Source organism: Mammaliicoccus sp. J-M40 (assembly GCF_022386395.1).
Classification (GTDB): domain Bacteria; phylum Bacillota; class Bacilli; order Staphylococcales; family Staphylococcaceae; genus Mammaliicoccus; species Mammaliicoccus lentus.
This window is the reverse complement of the sequence record NZ_JAJNIQ010000002.1, coordinates 32,637-51,484: the sequence shown is the minus strand read 5'-3', so window position 1 is coordinate 51,484 and position 18,848 is coordinate 32,637. Positions and strand designations below refer to the sequence as shown.

Annotated in this window: 18 protein-coding genes and 1 riboswitch; of the genes, 6 read left to right on the top strand and 12 right to left on the bottom strand. The window is 31.0% G+C overall.

Annotated elements, in window-relative coordinates; translation table 11 throughout:
- Window positions 1–143 precede the first annotated feature (143 nt).
- Window positions 144–686 (top strand): hypothetical protein, encoded by a 543-nt coding sequence (locus LQ688_RS02830; protein ID WP_218688244.1) that lies wholly within the window; start codon window positions 144–146, stop codon window positions 684–686.
- 212 nt (window positions 687–898) lie between these two features.
- Complete coding sequence (locus LQ688_RS02825) at window positions 899–1,543, top strand: FusB/FusC family EF-G-binding protein (RefSeq protein WP_239752609.1); 645 nt, start codon at window positions 899–901, stop codon at window positions 1,541–1,543.
- A 454-nt stretch (window positions 1,544–1,997) separates the two neighbouring features.
- Here LQ688_RS02825 and LQ688_RS02820 read toward each other — a convergent pair whose 3' ends face one another.
- The 8 genes from LQ688_RS02820 to LQ688_RS02785 all read right to left on the bottom strand — a co-directional run bounded on the left by LQ688_RS02820 (window position 1,998) and on the right by LQ688_RS02785 (window position 10,062).
- The gene (locus LQ688_RS02820) at window positions 1,998–2,600 is read right to left on the bottom strand and encodes a response regulator transcription factor (protein ID WP_239752608.1); all 603 of its coding nucleotides are present in this window, start codon (window positions 2,598–2,600) and stop codon (window positions 1,998–2,000) included.
- Entirely contained in the window at window positions 2,597–3,703 is a 1,107-nt protein-coding gene (locus tag LQ688_RS02815) for a sensor histidine kinase (RefSeq protein ID WP_239752607.1), read from the bottom strand. Before LQ688_RS02815 ends, LQ688_RS02820 begins: the two co-directional genes overlap by 4 nt.
- Window positions 3,704–4,435: an ABC transporter permease gene (locus tag LQ688_RS02810; RefSeq protein ID WP_239752606.1), complete on the bottom strand. Its 732-nt coding sequence runs from the start codon at window positions 4,433–4,435 to the stop codon at window positions 3,704–3,706.
- Window positions 4,436–4,441: 6 nt separating this feature from the next.
- Window positions 4,442–5,302, bottom strand: a complete 861-nt coding sequence (locus tag LQ688_RS02805; protein WP_239703945.1) for an ABC transporter ATP-binding protein — start codon at window positions 5,300–5,302, stop codon at window positions 4,442–4,444.
- Between the two features lie 171 nt (window positions 5,303–5,473).
- Entirely contained in the window at window positions 5,474–7,168 is a 1,695-nt protein-coding gene (locus LQ688_RS02800) for an FTR1 family iron permease (RefSeq protein ID WP_239724377.1), read from the bottom strand.
- On the bottom strand, window positions 7,143–8,381 hold the full coding sequence (gene efeB, locus LQ688_RS02795) for an iron uptake transporter deferrochelatase/peroxidase subunit (protein WP_239752605.1): 1,239 nt from the start codon (window positions 8,379–8,381) through the stop codon (window positions 7,143–7,145). The genes LQ688_RS02800 and efeB overlap by 26 nt, the downstream gene beginning before the upstream one ends.
- 6 nt (window positions 8,382–8,387) lie before the next feature.
- Window positions 8,388–9,239: an iron uptake system protein EfeO gene (efeO, locus tag LQ688_RS02790; protein ID WP_070045488.1), complete on the bottom strand. Its 852-nt coding sequence runs from the start codon at window positions 9,237–9,239 to the stop codon at window positions 8,388–8,390.
- Window positions 9,240–9,423: 184 nt separating this feature from the next.
- A complete protein-coding gene (locus LQ688_RS02785) occupies window positions 9,424–10,062 on the bottom strand; it encodes a PepSY domain-containing protein (protein WP_239752604.1) in 639 nt (212 codons plus the stop codon).
- Window positions 10,063–10,192: 130 nt separating this feature from the next.
- Window positions 10,193–10,293: riboswitch (SAM riboswitch) on the top strand.
- Window positions 10,294–10,367: 74 nt separating this feature from the next.
- Between LQ688_RS02785 and LQ688_RS02780 the strand changes: the two genes are divergently transcribed.
- Window positions 10,368–10,577: a hypothetical protein gene (locus LQ688_RS02780; protein WP_103269250.1), complete on the top strand. Its 210-nt coding sequence runs from the start codon at window positions 10,368–10,370 to the stop codon at window positions 10,575–10,577.
- Between the two features lie 96 nt (window positions 10,578–10,673).
- On the opposite strand, the gene LQ688_RS02775 is transcribed toward LQ688_RS02780, so the two are convergent.
- Together LQ688_RS02775 and LQ688_RS02770 are read right to left on the bottom strand one after the other, a co-directional pair.
- Complete coding sequence (locus LQ688_RS02775; RefSeq protein WP_239752603.1) at window positions 10,674–11,585, bottom strand: NAD(P)/FAD-dependent oxidoreductase; 912 nt, start codon at window positions 11,583–11,585, stop codon at window positions 10,674–10,676.
- 72 nt (window positions 11,586–11,657) lie between these two features.
- Window positions 11,658–12,038: an RrF2 family transcriptional regulator gene (locus tag LQ688_RS02770; protein WP_064204800.1), complete on the bottom strand. Its 381-nt coding sequence runs from the start codon at window positions 12,036–12,038 to the stop codon at window positions 11,658–11,660.
- A 238-nt stretch (window positions 12,039–12,276) separates the two neighbouring features.
- Between LQ688_RS02770 and LQ688_RS02765 the strand changes: the two genes are divergently transcribed.
- The 3 genes from LQ688_RS02765 to LQ688_RS02755 are packed head-to-tail and all read left to right on the top strand — an operon-like array spanning window position 12,277 to window position 15,278.
- On the top strand, window positions 12,277–13,269 hold the full coding sequence (locus LQ688_RS02765; protein ID WP_070045481.1) for an ABC transporter substrate-binding protein: 993 nt from the start codon (window positions 12,277–12,279) through the stop codon (window positions 13,267–13,269).
- 18 nt (window positions 13,270–13,287) lie between these two features.
- Window positions 13,288–14,283 carry a FecCD family ABC transporter permease gene (locus LQ688_RS02760; protein ID WP_070045480.1) on the top strand — a complete coding sequence of 332 codons (996 nt, stop codon included), beginning with the start codon at window positions 13,288–13,290 and terminating at the stop codon, window positions 14,281–14,283.
- Window positions 14,280–15,278, top strand: coding sequence for a FecCD family ABC transporter permease (locus LQ688_RS02755; RefSeq protein WP_070045478.1), 999 nt, complete (start codon window positions 14,280–14,282; stop codon window positions 15,276–15,278). The genes LQ688_RS02760 and LQ688_RS02755 overlap by 4 nt, the downstream gene beginning before the upstream one ends.
- Window positions 15,279–15,384: 106 nt before the next feature.
- On the opposite strand, the gene LQ688_RS02750 is transcribed toward LQ688_RS02755, so the two are convergent.
- Together LQ688_RS02750 and celB are read right to left on the bottom strand one after the other, a co-directional pair.
- A complete protein-coding gene (locus tag LQ688_RS02750; protein ID WP_026023582.1) occupies window positions 15,385–17,109 on the bottom strand; it encodes an ABC transporter ATP-binding protein in 1,725 nt (574 codons plus the stop codon).
- Window positions 17,110–17,477: 368 nt separating this feature from the next.
- Window positions 17,478–18,833, bottom strand: a complete 1,356-nt coding sequence (gene celB, locus LQ688_RS02745; RefSeq protein WP_016998448.1) for a PTS cellobiose transporter subunit IIC — start codon at window positions 18,831–18,833, stop codon at window positions 17,478–17,480.
- Window positions 18,834–18,848: the final 15 nt, after the last annotated feature.

The window sequence follows — 18,848 nt, the reverse complement described above, 5'->3', positions numbered from 1 at the left end:
ATTGAATACAGCTATGTTAAAATGTTTTATATATGGTCAAAATACGTTAGATGATGATTTGGACATACTTTCTAATAAAACGATATTGAATAAATTATTCGTACTGAAATACATATTTTAACGAATACGAAGGAGGACAAATCATGAACTTTATTGTCTGGCTTATTATCTTCTGTGAAATCGCATTTTGGGTAGTTATCTTATTAGGTTTGGTTACAAGATATATATTTAAACGTAAAAATCTCGGTTTATTCTTCTTAGCATTAACACCCGTGCTAGATTTAATATTGCTTGTTTCAACAAGTTTAGATTTATACCACGGTGCTACCGCAGAACTACCTCACGCTATTGCAGCAGTGTACATTGCAGTTTCAATTGTATTCGGTAAAAGTATGATTCAATGGGCGGATGAAAGATTTCAGTATTATATTATGAAAGAAGGTCCAAAACCTTATAAACCGAAAGGCATTGCTTATGCTAAACAATACGGAAAAAGTTGGGTTAAACACTTAATATCTTATATTTTAGGAACTGGTATATTACATCTTATTATTTTTATCATTCACGACCCCAAACGTACAGAAGCAATGGATGATGTCATTAATTTATGGACAATTGTAATTATAATAGATTTAATCATCGCAATAAGTTATTTCATATGGCCACCACGCGATAAAAAAGCTTAAAATTATAAGCGTCAAAAAATTTAAAACAGATAAAGTATATGGCAAAATACTTTATCTGTTTTTTCTTTCTCCAATTTTGTATGTTGAAATGCTAACTAATAAAGACTATACTTGTTTCTGATAAGGAGGGATCTCAAGATGCTATTAAATGTGTCATGTTCTCTACAATTATTCATACCCAAAGTTCAAATTAAAATAAGAAGGGATTAATTATGAATAATTTTATTCAACCATATCAATATGTAAATATTAAAGAACATTCAGAAAAACTATTTAACGTATATAAATCAGTCAATGACCCAAAAACAATCGATACTTTTCAAGCAATAACAAACGATCATATAGAACAACTTTTCACAGAAAAATATTCTGAAGTAGATAATTTCATAAACATCATTATGAATCCAAAAATCAATCGTTCACAAATTGAAAAAGTATTGCTTGGCTTAAAAGTTTATGTCATTCCTTTTCAACAACCGTCATCTAAACAAATAGAAAAAGTCTTCAAAAAGACTAAAAAACTTAAACAACCAGATTGGGATAACATTGATTTAAAAGAAACATCATATATCGGATGGAACGATTCTGGAAAACAGAAAAAATATATCATCATGTATGAAGATGATAAATTGACTGGTGTAGTTGGTGATTTATCTACAACTATTAAACCAGGTGTATGTAGTATTTGTAAGAAAGAATCTAATGTTTCCATGTTCTTATCAACTACGAAATCTAAAGGCGATGGCACATATACAAAGAACGGCAATTATATATGTCACGATAGTATTCGCTGTAACCAACAATTAGATCAACTAGAAGGTCTATACGATTTCATACGCACAGTTAAAATGAAATAATGAATGAAAACAAAGGATCCAGGACAAATTTATGTTCTGGATCCTTTGTTATATATGAGGGTATTATAGTGACTCTAACGGGCAAGAAATTTGGGACTAGCACGTTACATTTTCTAACGGGCTAGTCGTTGTAAACAAGCACGTTAGCGCTTGATTCTTCATCACCTTAATGTAATTTTATCCTAAATTCATAGGATACTCTGCTCTTACGGGCAAGAAATTTCAGTCTAGCACGTTACATTTTCTAACGGGCTAGTGAATGTAAACAAGCACGTTAGCACATTATTCTTCATCTTTATTATGTGATTTCACCCTAAATTCATTGGATACTCTGCTCTTACGGGCAAGAAATTTCAGTCTAGCACGTTACATTTTCTTACGGGCTTGTGGTTGTAAACAAGCACGTTAGCGCATTATTCTTCATCTTTATTTGGATTTATATACTAAACTCTTTTTATATCCAACCTTTTTCTATAGCAATTTGCCAAGCGTCGAAACGGTTTTCCGCTTCTAATTTTTCTATGATTGTCGATGTGTAATTTCTTATCGTCCCATCTGACAAAAATAGTTCTTTAGAAATCTCTTTGCTCGATAATCCTTTTCCAATCTTTTTAAGTACTAGTTGCTCTTTAGGATTTAAAGGGTTTTTATATTTAAGCATAGAAGTCATTAATGTTTCGCTATATTCCTTTTTACCATCCATTACATTTTTTATAGTTGTAACTAATTCATCTATTGAACGCTCTTTAAGTACGTATGCATCAATATCATTTGCAACTGCACTTTCAAAATATCCGGGGCGCTTAAATGTAGTCACGATAATAACTTTCGTATCCATATTAGACTCTTTAATTGCTTTTAATACTTCTAGACCTGTCATATTCGGCATTTCTACATCTAATATCGCTACATCTGGTTTCTTTTCTTTTATTAATGTGAGTGCACTTTCTCCATTTGCAGTATCACCCAAGATTTCTAATTCATCGTTTAATTCCATAAGCTGTACCATGGCTTTTCTCAACATTTCTTGATCTTCAGCTATGACAATTGAAATCATAGTGTATCATCCCCTTTTGGTAAGCTAATTGTCATTTTAAAGCCATCTTCTATATTATTCACTTCCAAATCCCCATTAAATACATTGATTCTTTGCTTAATGCTATTAAAATCATTATCGTTTATTTTTTTCATACCTTTGCCATCATCTTCAATAACCATAATAATATTTTGATCATTTTCTATAATTGTCCCTGTTACTTTTGTTGCTTGAGCGTGTTTTATCACATTATTTATCGCTTCTCTTAAAACCATAGATAATGCTGATTGCTTTGTAGGGCTGAGTATACTAGCACGAATTGCATGATTAAATTCAAACGATAAATTTGCATTTTTTAATAATGTGTCCATTGTTTCTACTTCTTCTTCAAAAGATTGAAGTTTCAAGTCATCAACTATCGCTCTTACTTTTACTAGAGCTTCCTTAGATAATTCATTAACTGATGCCATTTCTTCTTTAGCTTGTTCGATATCATTATCAGCTAACTTCATCGCTAATTCAGACTTAATACTTAAACTAGCAAAAACATGACCTAAAGTATCATGTAAGTCTTGACCAATTCGATTTCTTTCTTGTTCAGCAATTAATATATTAATATGTTCGTTTTTACTATTAATTTCTTCTTTTAACTTATCAGCTTCAATAGCTTTAAAGTTACCTAACAAAAGCAAAATAAAAACAATACTCATAGGAGAAAGAATAAACAAATAATCTTTATAATCAAGTACAACTATCGTTAGGCTCAATGAAAATGCAATGAAATACATAAGCACTTCAATAGAATTTAGCTTTACCTGAAAAGCATAAGGTATAATGAATGCCCCATAAAAGAAGAACATAATATCAAAAGCATGGAAAAATGCCACAAAATATATAATTCCTAAAAAGTGAATCAATAATAATACTCTTCTTAATTTAACCTTTTCCGTTAGATCTTCATAAATCATAATCAAATAACTTAAAATAAAAAGGATGGTAACAAAAATACCACCCCATAAAGGACCTTTATAGCCTAATACAGTTAAACTCAGTATTGGAAAAATCAAATAAACGGTGTTTGCAGTACCTATTGGATTCGCTTTAACTTTATCTAATATGGACAATTAAATCACTTCCGTTTTTTTACGTATAAATAATGCTGTACTTATAAATATTATACAATAAACTATTAAAATAAATAGAGATTCATAGTGAAAGCTACCGCTCGTTGTAAAAGAAAGTGAGAGCTCTCTTAAATTATAAGTTGGTGTTAAATAAGAAATTTCTTTTAGCCAATTTGGAAATTGGTCTGTAGGAAACCATAGTCCTCCTATTACAGCAAGACCTAGATACAGGATATTCGCTATTGCACTAGCTTTTTGAATATCTTTAATTTGTGATATGATCACTCCTATAGATAAGAACATGCTTGATCCTATCCATAATAAAATAGCTGATCCTATCCATTCTCCTATAGACATCTCAACACCTTTATACAACGCTCCAGTTACAAATAAAGCAATTATAGACATACAAAACATGCACATTAATTTCATAATTTTACCAGCATAATAATGTATTGGAGATAAAGGTGTTTTAAACAGATTTTTAGCCCAACCTAATTTCTTATCTTCAATCATTTCAAGTGGGAAAGTCATGATACAGAAACTGCTCAAACTAAAAGTCGCCATGCTAAACATATATTCTTTGTAAAACTTTGCTTCATATTCCTTTGGTAAATCTAACATAGCTGTGAAAATTAAATAAAAAACAAGTGGTAACATAATTGAAAGTATTAAATATGCTTTCTTTCTAGACAATAAAATGAGTTCAGATTTAATGTAAGCCCATAACATAGGACATCAATTCCTTTCTTCATCTTTTTTGAATATAGTATCCATTAATGAGTCTTTCGTAATTTCAATTTCGTTAAAATCAACATTATTCTCTATCAATTTTCTTATTATCGGATTCACATCTTCAGTTTTTATATTCAAAATGTCTTTTAGTTCTTCAATTTCAATATCTTTAAGATTTTCAATGATTTTTTTGTTTTTTAAAGGAATTTGGATATTTGTTTTATGGTCACTATGACGAATTTCACGTGGCGTGCTATCGACTATAAGTTCACCTTTATTAAGTACTATGACACGGTCAGCCATTCTTTCCACTTCTTCAATATAATGAGATGTATAAAATATTGTTTTTCCTTCTTTTTTCATTTGGTCAATTACTACCCAAAAATGCTTTCTCATTTCAGTATCCATTGCACTTGTAGGTTCATCTAAGATTACAAAGTTAGGCTTTCCAATGATGGATAATGCAAAATCAAGAATTCTACGCTCACCGCCAGATAATTTGGAAGCGAATTGTTCTAATTTTTCATCATTAAATCTAGTAATTCTTTTAAAGTCTTCAATTGAAATTGTTTGTTTATAAAACGATTTATATAAATTAAATAATTCTTTTACTTTCATCACATCTAGAAATGCTGACGTTTGAAATAATATGCCCATATATTTTTTATCGAGTTGGTATTGGTCACTTTCAATCGTTCCATTGTTTGGCTTTCTATCACCAATAATCATATCTATTAACGTTGATTTTCCTGCACCATTCGGCCCAATTAAAGCTGTACATTCACCTTTATTAATTTGAAAAGAAACATCATTCACAACTTTTTTACCATTATAAACTTTCGTTACATTTTGAACTTTAATCACTATGGCCACCACCTTTTATAAGATTGGTTTAAGTATAAATTATATTAGCTGTATGTATAAGTACAAATTGTCACGAATACACTATGACAATTGTCATAAAGTTAGTACATTTCACACTTCTCACATAAAAAACCAACCTATCGAGTGATAGATTGGGGGTTAAACTCTTATTTATTTCTTGCTCATCATATAATAAATCATAACAATCACAATTAAGATTAATTGTGGTATAACCGTCTCATATGTTGGATATAATCCTATAAGATCTATAAATGGTAAATGATTAATTGTGTGTTGAGGCAAAATATTGAGAATTTGTAGCGTGTGTACACTTACGCCTAATATTTTAAATGCTAATAGGAATATAAATAGTGACATAATAAAGAATAGTCTATGTATTGGTATCCATTTTGTAATTTGATTAAAGAATACGGCTATTAAAATTAAAATAAATACTGCTACTAATATTCCAAGTATGAGAGACCATGTTGAAATCTTACCTACTATACCTAAATAGAAAATAATAGTTTCCGCACCTTCTCTAAATACTGATAAAAATGCTACTAAACCGAATGTTAGTAGACTACCTGTAGACATTGCTTTATCCATGTTTTTATTAATAAATTTTTCCCATGATTCTAAACTTGATTTTGAATGTAACCAAGCACCTACAATAACCATCAAAATAACCGAGCATATACCCACTATACCTTCTGTTAATTCACGTGTAGATCCTAAATTTTCAAATATTGCCTTAAATATGAATGCTAAAGCTATACTTAATATAATTCCTAGCAAGCTTCCACTCATTATCCATTTAGATGCTTTTGTTTGTTCTGCTTTACGAGTAACTGTTAACAAAGCCATAATAATTAGCAATGCTTCTACACCTTCTCGTAAAAGGATTAAAGCTGCGTCCCAAAATGTATATCCTGCTTTAGAAATAGTTGATTTAATTTCTTGATCCAATGTCTCAAGTTCTGCTTGTATATCATCTTTATTGCTTCCATTTATTTGCCCTACATATTGTGGTATTTTCTGTTCTATTTTTGTGTACAGTTCACCATTTCTTGTGCCAATTTCATTTTCCACGTTTGGCCAAGCAACAATAAAGCTTTGTAAATCTTGTTTTGTTTTACTTAGTTTATTATTTTTGATATTTCTGATTGCTTCATCTAGATACTCATTTAAAACCGTTACAACTTGGTTGCTCGTTTTTGCATCTGACTGCTTACCTGCATGATAGTCATCAAGTTCTTTTTTGAGTTGGTCTACTTGCATTTGGGCACTACCTTGCTCGATTTTATCTTTTGTAAGTTCTATTCTAATAAACATCAATGCTGTTTCTATTTTACCGTAACGCCCAATATTTTCTTCTCTCACAATTTTTTCGTTGTTTGTCCAAGTTGAATTCAATTTATTATTAATTACCACCGCTTTGTCAAAGTCTTTGTTAGAAATAGCTGTACCCATCTCTTTAATCAACGGTTGCATTTGATTTTGCAATTTATCTCTTTTTGCTTGTTTGTCTACTGGATTTAATACTTTTTCATAATCTATCAAATCTGTTGTTAAAGTATTAAGCGATTTTATTTTTTCATCATTTGAGTTACTTTTTTCGATATTTTCTATATCATTATTAATTGTTTTAACTAATTTATGATCTTTTTTGTTAACTTTTGACCAATTTTCTTTAATATCCTTAAAGTGTGCTTCAAAAGCTTTTGTATCCTTGTCTTGGAGTGCTGTTTTGGCATCTGTCACACTAATATAAATATTACTTAAACTTATTTCCGCTTTAACAGTTATAGGGATAACTAGGCACATTAATATGGTAATACTAAATGCGATTAAATAACGCTTCACCTAAATATCCTCCTTCTTGAATACCAGGTAAACATAGAAAAATACCTGAACCTCTATGTGTGATATATTCATTCAATTTATCTTGAGCGCCCATTTTGCTTTGAATTTTAATGAATTGTTCCGGTGCTCTTTGGAATGATAAAAATAATAGCCCTGCATCAAATGCGCCAGTTTGTTCATTAATACCATCTGAGTATGAATAAGAACGTCTAAGCAAATTAGATTTCGCCTGTTTTGCTAAACTGACATGTGATTCATCCTCTATTAATTTCTCTCCATTTTTATCTTTTATATTTCTATCAAACTCGTCAAATTCTTTCTCTTTACCCAATGGAGCTCCGGAATGTCGATACCTTCCAAATGTAGCTTCCTGTTCACCAAGTGCCGTTCTATCCCATGTTTCTAACAACATTTGTATTCTTCTTACAACTAAATATGAACCGTTTTTCGCCCACCCGTCTTGAATAAACACATACTTATCTAATTCAGTTTGATTATGTATAGACGGGTTTCCAGTGCCATCTTTAAATGAAAATAAATTTCTAGGCGTTTCCATTTTTCCATTTTTTACTTTGATAGAATTAAATCCAGATTGACTCCATTTCATAGAAACTTCACCTTTAGCTACTCTTATCAAATTTCTAATAGCATGGAAATTCACTTGTGGATTATCAGAGCAAGCTTGTATACATATGTCTCCGCCAGTATATTGTTTATCTAATTGGTCTTTAGGAAAATGAGGTAAGTCTTTCAACAATTCAGGTTTATACTTTTCAAGGCCAACTTTTTCGAAAAAGGATGGACTTATACCAAAAGTTAATGATAAATGATTAGCATCTATACCGATTGTTTCACCGGTATCTGGACTTGGTAACATTTTATTTTGGCCTAACTCTTTTACTGGTTCCCCATTCATTAAATGAACGCTATAATTCGTCCAAGTTTTAAACATTTCTTTAACATCAGAAACAGTCATTTTATTAATCGTTAACACTACAAAATAAATATGTTTCTGCAAATCAGTTGTAATACCTGATTGGTACTTACCATAAAATTTCACTTTATTTTTTACATCTGTTTTATCTTTTGCAAAATATTGAGAAGCTAACAAGGTTCCACCGACACCGGTAGAACCTAAAATGAGGCCAGCACCCCCAACTCCAGCAAGCTTCAAAAAATCCCTTCTTGCTATATGGTTGTCCTTGTTAGTCATAAGTTATCACTCCGTAATGACTGCCATTTGACTTAATGATTCACCTAATTTATCAACTGCTTCAGATAATTTTTTCGTATCCTCTTTTGATAATTTAGTATAGTCGACATAGCCGCCATCTTTCGTTTCATATTTTGCTAATAATTTGTTAACGTTATCAAATCTTTCTTGCGTTGTTTCAGCAACTTTTTTATCTTTTTCAGTTACTTTATCTTTAAAGATTTCAAAGATTTTTTCTGCTCCTTCAATATTTGCTTTGAAGTCATATAAATCTGTATGTGAATAAATTTCTTCTTCACCAGTTATTTTTGAACTTGATACTTCATTTAATAAATCAATAGAACCTTGCAACATTAATTTTGGTGTTACGTCTACAGTATCAACTTTTGCTCTTAACTCTTTTACATCTTTAAGTAATTGGTCTGCAACAGGTCCCATATCTTTTGTAGAGTTTTCTTCCCATAAAGTTTTTTCTATTTTATGATAACCTGACCATTCGTTTTCCTTTTTCTCTTCCTTCATATCAGCTAAGCGCGCATCAATTTTAGGATCCAGTTCGCCAAAACTTTCCGCTACTGGCTCTGATCTTTCATAATACATACGCGCTTTTGGATAAATCTCTTTAGCTTTTTCAACGTCGTCAGCTTTAACAGCCTCTACAAACTTTTCAGTTTCAGTTAAAAATGTATCTAATTGTTTCGTTGTGAAATCTTTATATGCTTTTGTTTCTTTAGAAAAATCAACTTTTGTAGTTTCTTTCGTTTCTTTATCACTATTAGTTTCCTTTTTCTCATCATCATTACCACAAGCAGTTAATATTAAAGTACTTGCTAAAAGTGTTGTTGCTATTCTCTTCATGATTGGATTCTCCCCACCTAATTGATATTCATTATCACTCTTTTAATTTATTCCTATCTTTACTATTAGTCAATAAGAAATTTCAATAAAATGTAAATTAAATTGAGGGTAATCAAGGTAAAAAAGTATTAAAAAAATAGGCTGGGACATTTATTTATGTCCCAACCTGTCTAAACATTTCATATTAGTCTTGTTCTAATATTTCTTTCGTTTTAGCATCAATCGTAAATTCTGTTGTGTCTTTATTTCCTTCTTTTAAGTCAATAGAATAAACAAGTTTACCGTTTTCTCTACTTAATGACCATTCTTTTAAATCTCCTGATGCTTTATCTTGAGCTACTTTTAAAGCATCTTCGAATTTAGCTGCATCAGATAACTTAAATGTTTTGTCATTGTCGTCATCATCTTCTTTTTCGTTTTCAACGTTAGTAACAGAATTATCTTCTGCATTGATCAAGACTTTATTTTCATCTTGTCCATCTAATAATTCAATTTTATAACTCCACTCACCAGTTTCTTTTTCGAATGATATGTCTTTCAAACCACCTTTTTCTTCTTTTTGAGCTGTTTTAACTGCTTCTTCAGGTGATACTTTCACATCATTCCATTTTACAGTTTTTTCAGTTGCTTTATTATCAGATTTATTATCTGACATTGTAGAATCATCTTTATTGTCATTATCTTGACTGTCATTTTCTTTTTCAGTTTGTTCTGATTTTTGATCTTTTTGATCGTCTTTCATATCGTCGTCATCATTATTATTTCCGCAAGCAGATAATACTAGACCTGAAGCTAAAAGTAATGACATCCATTTAAATTTCATAATTATACCTCCTCAAGCTGATTACTATTTATATATTCACAGTTTCTTAATATTTTAAACATTTATTTATTTTATTAGACAAATATTGAATTATCAGTTATATTAATAGAAACAATAAAATAGCTCGTAAGTCTTATTAAGAGTAGGCGGAGGGAATTGGCCCGATGAAACCTCAGCAACAGGCGTAAGTACTGTGCTAAATCCAACAAGTATCAACTTGAAAGATAAGAAGATTCTCTAAACAGCTCTTCTTAATCTTAAGATGAGCTGTTTTATTGTTACTAAAACATTTAGGAGGCAATATTATGAGAACAAGAGACGACATTTTATCAGAATTAGTAGAGTTAAAACAAAACCCACCACAAAGTTTTTCAGGATCTATGCATAAAACAAATAAAAAAAATGCTTTGATTGGTGAACTGGTGGATTTAGAGAATGAACAAAATCCTGAACGCTATAAGCATAAATCACAATTCAATGAGTTCGATATTCATATTACAATCACTAAAAAATAATTAAAACCCCCGCTAGCGTATAAGCAGAAGTCTTTATACGTTAGCGAGGATTTTTTTATTTACAAAGAATTAAATAAATATTTGAAGTTACTCAGGCTAACCTTTTAATGTTTCACCTTCTGCTTCTAATATAATTTGCATTGCTACTAATTTAGCAATATGATTACCACTTGCAGCAGAATCGATAAGTTGTGAAGGCATTGCACCATTTGTTTCACCAGCTACAAATAACCCTGGAATAGAAGTTTCTCCAAAGTCATCTTTTTTAATACCTCCATTTTCATCTCTTTCAATTTGAAGTTCTTCTAAAAATGAAAATTTTGTATCCCATTCAACTGATATAATCGCACCATTCCTAGAAATTCTAGTACCATCTTCATTTATCACTTCATTTATCATTCCATCATCATGTTTAAATTCCGATACTTTACCTTGAACAAGCTTTATATTTTTCTTTTTTAAAAATGATTTATCATCTTCGGTTAATTCTGAAAAGTCTTGTGAACTTATAACTAAATCATTAGTCCAATTGCTAACTAATTTAGCCATATGCATCACTAGTTCTGGAGATACATCTACGAGTAATGATTTATTTCTTAATTCATAACCGTCACACCAAGGACAGTAAAATGCAGATTTTCCGTAAATTTCTTTCACACCTTTTATATTAGGTAATGTCTCTCTTAATCCAGTACATAACATAACTTTCTTAGCTTTGTACGTTTCATTTTTCGTTTTCACTATGAAAGTATTGCCTTCTTTAGCAATCTTTTCAACTGTATCTTGCACGCGCGTTACATCTTCATATTTATCAACATCCGATTGTGCTTTTTCCCTTAATTCTTCTGGTGTTACACCATCTTGTGTTAAAAACGCATGTGAAGTCTGTGTCACTTTATTTCTCGCATTATCATTATCTATTACCAATGTTGTTTTTAAAGCTCTTCCTAAAGTTAAAGCACTCGCTAATCCAGCTGGACCTCCACCTACTACTATACAATCAAACATATTTATACCACCTTTTCCACATATATTAAAGAGTCTTAATATCTATGATTAGCTGTTAAAAAAAGATTTAATTTACATTAAATCTTTTAACGTCTTCGATTTTAAAGATTTCGTCATTTCATCCTCCGCAGAGTTTAAAATAGACTGAACTTTACATTCCGGACCATGATTAAAACTATCTTCTATCATGCTTCTATGACCATCGATTGCAGTAATGATGTCATATATTCTAATGGTTTCCCAATTATTCACTAAATAATAACCACCCTTAGCACCAGAAGCCGATTTAATCACACCAGCTTTGACAAGTTGAGTTAAAATTTTAGATAAATACGTAACAGAAACATTTAGCACGTCAGATAACCTCTTTACAGTTACAGGCTGATTATCACCATTGCTTATTAAATATAGTAATGAATGTAAAGCATAATCTGTACCTTTAGATATCTTCATGTTACACCTCTGTATTATAGATATTGTGTGTCTATAATATCATATATATTATTATTGTCTATAGATAAGCTTAAGGATTTAAAATTTATATTTTATTCTAACTATATGAGTCCTCTAATAAAAACCAATTTTTAGCGTAATATAGCAAAAAATTTTATTGACATACGAGTAAAGCTGTTACATATTTATATATAGTAATGATAATGATTATCATTAACGAAGGAGGATATTATATAATATGAAAAACCTAACTAAATTATTTATAGTTACACTAGTATCCATCATATTGATGGCAGCTTGTGGAAGTAACAACTCAGAAAAATCTTCTGAAGCTAAAAAAGATAATGAGACAGTAAAAATCGAACACGCTATGGGAACGACGGAGATTAAAGGAAAACCAAAACGTGTTGTTACGTTATATCAAGGTGCAACAGATGTCGCCGTTGCTTTAGATGTTAAGCCAGTGGGCGCTGTTGAGTCTTGGACTCAAAAACCAAAATACGATTACATAAAAGAAGACTTAAAAGACACTAAAATTGTTGGTCAAGAGCCATCACCTAACTTAGAAGAAATTGCTAAATTAAAACCTGATTTAATAGTAGCTTCTAAAGTAAGAAACGAAAAGCAATATGAACAACTTTCTAAGATTGCACCGACTATAACTCATAATACCGTATATAAGTTCAAAGATACTCTTGAAATGATGGGTAAAGCTCTAGGTAAAGAGAAAAAAGCAGATGAATTATTAAAAAATTATAATGAGAAAGTTACACAATTCAAAAAAGATGCGAAAGGAACATTCGGAGATAAATGGCCTGTTTCAGCTTCCGTTATTAACTTCAGAGCAGATCATGCTCGTATTTACGCAAGTGGTTATGCTGGCGATATTTTACATGATTTAGGTTTTAAACGTCCCGAAGAACAAGAAAAACAAGTTAGTAAAGGAAAAGATATTATTCAGTTAACGACTAAAGAAAGTATTCCACTAATGGATGCAGATCATATCTTCATATTTAAAAGCGACACATCTGCTAAGGATGAGAAGTTGGCTGAAAAAACAAAGGAAGAATGGACTTCTAGTAATCAGTGGCAGAATTTAAAAGCAGTCAAAGAAAACCATGTTTCAGATAATATCGATGAAATTAATTGGAACATGGCTGGTGGTTACACATCTTCACTTAAATTAATAGATGATTTATACGATAAATTAGACATTAAAAAACAATCTTAACTTTTAAGGAGCTTCATTATGTTACTTAAACCGCAGTACAAATTATTGCTCTCTAGTTTATGTCTGATCATTATAACAATTTTAAGTTTAACAATTGGAAATACGCTTGTATCACTACCTCAGTTGATACAAGCGTTGTTCCACTTTGATAGTAAAAACGATATTCATACTCTAGTTTTTGAATCACGTTCTTCTAGAACTATAATTGCTTTATTAACAGGAGCTTCGTTAGCAGTATCAGGATTGTTTATGCAAGTATTGACCCGTAACCCGATTGCATCGCCAGGACTTTTTGGAGTTAATGCTGGGGCTGTATTTTTTGTTATTGTTGGTTTAACTCTATTTAGTATACAATCCTTTCAATTCTTAATTTTTCTATCTTTCTTCGGTGCAATTTTAGTTACTATAATTGTGGTTACCCTTGGTATGTTTAAACAAGCACGCTTTTCACCCAAGCGAGTTATTTTAGCAGGGGCTGCCATTTCTGCATTATTCAGTGCTTTCACGCAAGGTATTATGATAATGAATGAAAGTAATTTACAAAGTTTTTTATTTTGGTTAAGTGGTTCCGTATCAGTTCGTAATATATGGGAATTTCCATGGGTGATACCAATTATCTTTATTACGCTTTTAATTGCGTTTTTTATGTCCGCACACTTAAATATTTTAATGACTAGTGATGATATTGCTAAATCGCTTGGACAAAAAGTTATATTAACAAAACTCACTATAATTTTAATCATCAGTATTCTTGCTGGAATATCAGTAGCAATTGCCGGTTCTATCATGTTTGTTGGTCTAATAATACCTAATATCAGCAAAAAATTATTGCCACTAAACTATAAATATTTAATACCATTCAACGCTATAAGTGGCGCTATACTCATGTTGTTATCAGATATCGTTTCCCGTATTATCATTGCACCATTAGAACTACCAATTGGTGTTATCACAGCAATAATCGGCGCGGTTACACTTATATATATTATGAGGAAGGACGTACAAAACATATGAATGAGACACTATCTAAACAAGACACAAATCGTTTAATCAGCGCATTAATAATATTATTAATACTGTCATTCATAAGTTTAATGTCTGGATCAACATTCATTTCACCCATAAAAATTATATCTTATATCTTTAATCCTATTGAAAGTCCAGACCAATTCACAATAGAAGTACTACGTTTACCACGTATCATTCTTGCTATAGTTGCGGGTGCTGCTTTAGGTGCAAGTGGTCTTATTTTACAAAATATTTTAAAGAATCCAATTGCATCACCTGATATCATTGGGATTACAGGAGGGGCCACTCTTGGTGCAGTATTGTTCGTCGCCTTTTTAACTCATATAAGCATCATATGGTTACCGTTATTTTCTTTAGCAGGTGCCACGCTGACTATGATATTACTTCTCTATTTTCAACAAAAAGGAAACATTCAAGCTACAACTCTAATCATAGTCGGTATAGCTTTACAAACATTGTTTGCTGCACTCGTTAACGGAATCCTTGTTATGACTAAACAACTTTCAGCATCGAAAGCTTATACTTGGATTATTGGTAGCTTATCTGGTGCGACTTTTGAAAACAGCTTAATGTTAGGGACATTTTTACTCTGTATACTACCTTTACTAATCATTATTATTCCGAGAATGAAAATCTCTCTGTTGCATGATGATATTGCAACAGGTCTAGGGCTTAGAGTCAATCAGACAAAATTATTACAAATGTTAATCAGTACAATTCTCGCTGCATCTGCTATTAGCTTTGTAGGTAACATAGGGTTTGTAGGTTTAATTTCTCCACATATAGCAAAAACATTAATAAAAACCAATTACTTTAAACGATTATTAATGTCAGCAATTTGTGGGGCAATTTCTATTGTTATTGCCGATTTAATAGGTCGAACAATTTTTATACCGAATGAAGTACCCGCAGGTGTTTTCATTGCTGCATTCGGGGCACCTTTCTTTATATATTTATTATTAACAACAAAAAAATTATAAATTAAATTTGATATTATAATTTATAAAAACCCTTAAAATCATTTGATTTTAAGGGTTTTTATTACAGGCTATACTCTTTTAATATTATAGATATGAAGTTCTCTCACTAAAAATCTTCTAATTGTTCAAATTGCGACATATATAAGTCTTTATATTTACCACCTTGTGCCATCAGTTCATCATGGCTACCCATTTCCTTAATTTGTCCTTGTTCTATAAATACAATTCTATCTACGTGTCTAATCGTACTTAATCTATGTGCAATGATTAATGATGTTCTACCTTGTGATAGATTTTTGAATGCTGACTGTATTTTATTTTCTGTTTCTACATCTAGAGCACTTGTTGCTTCGTCTAATATAATGATTGGTGGGTTTTTCAAGAACATTCTCGCGATTGAAATACGTTGTTTTTGTCCACCTGAAAGTTTCGTTCCTCGTTCTCCGACAACTGTATCTAAGCCAGCTGGTAATTCATCTACAAATGATCTTAACTGCGCTTGGTCGACAGCTTCATTGATTTCTACTTCTGTCGCGTTTAAGTTACCATATATTATATTATCTCTTAACGTTCCACCAAATAAGAATACATCTTGTTGAACAACACCAATTTGTTTTCTTAAAGATTCTAATGTATAAGATTTAATATTTTTATTATTGATTTTAACTGCACCTTCTATAGGATCATAGAACCTTGGTAATAACGAACAAATCGTTGTTTTACCTCCCCCACTCGGTCCTACAAGCGCTATTTTTTCACCTTGTTCAATTTTAATTGATAACTGATCTAGCACTAACTTTTCACCGTATTTAAATGATACATTTTCATATTCTATGATGTCCGGTTCATCAGTAAACTCTACAGCATCCTCACTATCTTTAATTTCAGGATCCATATTTACGATTTCTTTAAAGTTTTTAAACCCTGCAATACCTTTCGGGAATAACTCAATAATCATATTTATAGCTTCTAAAGGTTTAAATAGTAAATTCGTAATCATAATAAAAGCTACGAAACCACCGTATGACAATGAACCATTTAACACGAAATAGCTTCCCATAATCAATACGAAAATCATAGTTAATTTTTGTGCAATATGACTGATTGTTATATTCCAAGACATGAACGAATATGCTTTTAATTTAGTTGCTCTAAAATTATCATTAACTTTTTTAAATCTTGATAGTTCATAACCTTCATTTGTAAAAGCTTGAACAAGTCTCATTCCACCAACATTATCTGAGATTAATTCGTTAAATCTAGATACGTTACTAAATAAACTTTTAAAAGCTCCAGACATTTTATGGTTGAAATAAATAGTCAGTACAAAAATAATCGGTATAACACAGAAAGTAATCAATGCTAATTTCACATCAATTGTTAACATGATAACAAATGAACCAATCAACGTCATAAGTGCTACGAATATATCCTCAGGTCCATGATGGGCTACTTCCCCAATATCCATCAAGTCATTCGTTAAACGACCAATAATTTTACCCGATTTCTGGTTATCAAAAAATCCAAAATTCATTTTTTGAATATGTTCATACAGTTCATTACGAATGTCTCTTTCAATATTAGTCCCCAGTTTATGCCCCCAATACGTTACGATGAATTTTAATACAGATTCAACAACGTATATGAATAATAAAATAAAAACAAATATTACAATCCAACTCCAATTCTTAGTTGGTAGCAAACGGTCTATAAATATACTCGTAATTAATGGAAAAATGAGTTCTAATATACCTACAAACACAGCTGAACCAAAATCTAAGAAAAATAATCCTTTATAGGGTTTATAATATTGGAAGAATTCCTTCATAATTAACCTCCTATGAATAAATTTAATCAAAGACCATTATACTATAATTTTAAAATTTTACTTTAGTTTTCTAAAAATAAATAAATTTAATTATTATTGCAAACTAAAATAATATATTATTGATTAATTAAAAGAAGATATTGAACATATAGAGAGTTGGTTAGACAAATCAGAATTTTTTGTGGATGCTTGTTGCCTTTTCTTATGAGTCTTGGCAATAAGGAAAACGCTAAGTACATGCTCCCTTCGTCTTGCAACTTTTATGAGTCCATTCCTAGCGCTTATACATAAAAAAACAATCCAAGGCATATATAAATGTCTCGGACTGTTTCATTATAATGAGATTCCTGTCACGCTACCTCGTTCATCTATTAAATTAAAGCATCATTACCTTTTTCTTGTTCTACTAATTTACTGTCATATATTTTAATGAATGGTAACCAAATTAAGAATGCGACTATAGCGCATATTATTGATACAAATACTGCCATTAAACTACCTGCTGTGCCTATAAATGCGCCAAAACCAATTGGAGACGGCCATGGTACTTGTGCAATGATTGGTTTTACAAGTTCTAATTTAATTGTCCAATATCCAATTGATGCTGAAACCATAGGTGCTAAGAAAAATGGTATCGCTAAAAACGGGTTATAAACTATTGGCAATCCAAACACGAGGGGTTCATTAATATTAAATATGCCAGGAACTAATGAAGCTTTACCCAATACTTTTAATTGTTCTGACTTTGCTAACAATGCAATAAAGAGACATAAACCTAGTGTTGCACCAGATCCACCTATAATTACAAAAGTATTTTGGAACTCACCTGCAAATGGTATATTCGCACCATCAATATTTAATTGCATATTTGATAATACAATTGGTGTAATAAAAGCACCAATAATGTTTGCTCCATGTATGCCTACTATCCAAAGTGCATGTATTAAGAAGTAAATGACTAGTATACCAGCCCAACTACTCGTTAAGTTAACTACGAAACCAAAGGGAACTGCAATAATTTTAAAAATATCTGTATTAAATGCTACTAGTATACCTGTAAAAGTTAATATGACAAACGCTACTAAAAATGCTGGAATAAGCGCTGTAAATGATCTTGAAACACCTTCTGGTACTGCTTCTGGCATTTTAATTATCCATTTACGTTTCACACATAACCTATACAATTGTACTGCAATAATAGACATAATAATTGCTGTAAATATCCCAGTTGTACCTAGTCTAGTCACACCATCTGCAGACATCTCCCAACCTTTAAATATATTCATATCTTTATTCGCAATATTAACCAAAACCATTTTGCCATCTTCCATCACTAATTGTGGGATGGCCATAAAATAAGCAAACATTGATAACAATGCTCCGTTTAATGGGTTAACATTTAAATCTTCTTCATCAGCATAAATCTTCGTATATTCATATCCAATAACTAAACAGAAATATAATGCTAATATTCCCATTGTCGCTTTATTGGCTAACATGTATAAATCGCCAATCTTAAAAAACGTACTGTTCCAGAATCCTTCTAAAAACGTAAAAGTCTGTGGTATAACATTTAATACTAAAAACATAGATCCTACAATTGTAAAAGGTATACACGCCATCCCAGCGGCCATAATCGCTCTTACTATTCTAAACGAAGCTACTTTCCCCATCGGACCCATCAAGTATTTCTCTAAAAATGCGAATACTTTATTTTCTGATTCCATAAAAAGACCCCTTTT

Coding starts and splice junctions, on each gene's coding strand:
- LQ688_RS02830 (WP_218688244.1), top strand. CDS start 144: ATGAACTTTATTGTCTGGCTTATTATCTTCTGTGAAATCGCATTTTGG.
- LQ688_RS02825 (WP_239752609.1), top strand. CDS start 899: ATGAATAATTTTATTCAACCATATCAATATGTAAATATTAAAGAACAT.
- LQ688_RS02820 (WP_239752608.1), bottom strand. CDS start 2,600: ATGATTTCAATTGTCATAGCTGAAGATCAAGAAATGTTGAGAAAAGCC.
- LQ688_RS02810 (WP_239752606.1), bottom strand. CDS start 4,435: ATGTTATGGGCTTACATTAAATCTGAACTCATTTTATTGTCTAGAAAG.
- efeB (WP_239752605.1), bottom strand. CDS start 8,381: ATGACTAACAAGGACAACCATATAGCAAGAAGGGATTTTTTGAAGCTT.
- efeO (WP_070045488.1), bottom strand. CDS start 9,239: ATGAAGAGAATAGCAACAACACTTTTAGCAAGTACTTTAATATTAACT.
- LQ688_RS02785 (WP_239752604.1), bottom strand. CDS start 10,062: ATGAAATTTAAATGGATGTCATTACTTTTAGCTTCAGGTCTAGTATTA.
- LQ688_RS02780 (WP_103269250.1), top strand. CDS start 10,368: ATGAGAACAAGAGACGACATTTTATCAGAATTAGTAGAGTTAAAACAA.
- LQ688_RS02775 (WP_239752603.1), bottom strand. CDS start 11,585: ATGTTTGATTGTATAGTAGTAGGTGGAGGTCCAGCTGGATTAGCGAGT.
- LQ688_RS02770 (WP_064204800.1), bottom strand. CDS start 12,038: ATGAAGATATCTAAAGGTACAGATTATGCTTTACATTCATTACTATAT.
- LQ688_RS02765 (WP_070045481.1), top strand. CDS start 12,277: ATGAAAAACCTAACTAAATTATTTATAGTTACACTAGTATCCATCATA.
- LQ688_RS02760 (WP_070045480.1), top strand. CDS start 13,288: ATGTTACTTAAACCGCAGTACAAATTATTGCTCTCTAGTTTATGTCTG.
- LQ688_RS02755 (WP_070045478.1), top strand. CDS start 14,280: ATGAATGAGACACTATCTAAACAAGACACAAATCGTTTAATCAGCGCA.
- celB (WP_016998448.1), bottom strand. CDS start 18,833: ATGGAATCAGAAAATAAAGTATTCGCATTTTTAGAGAAATACTTGATG.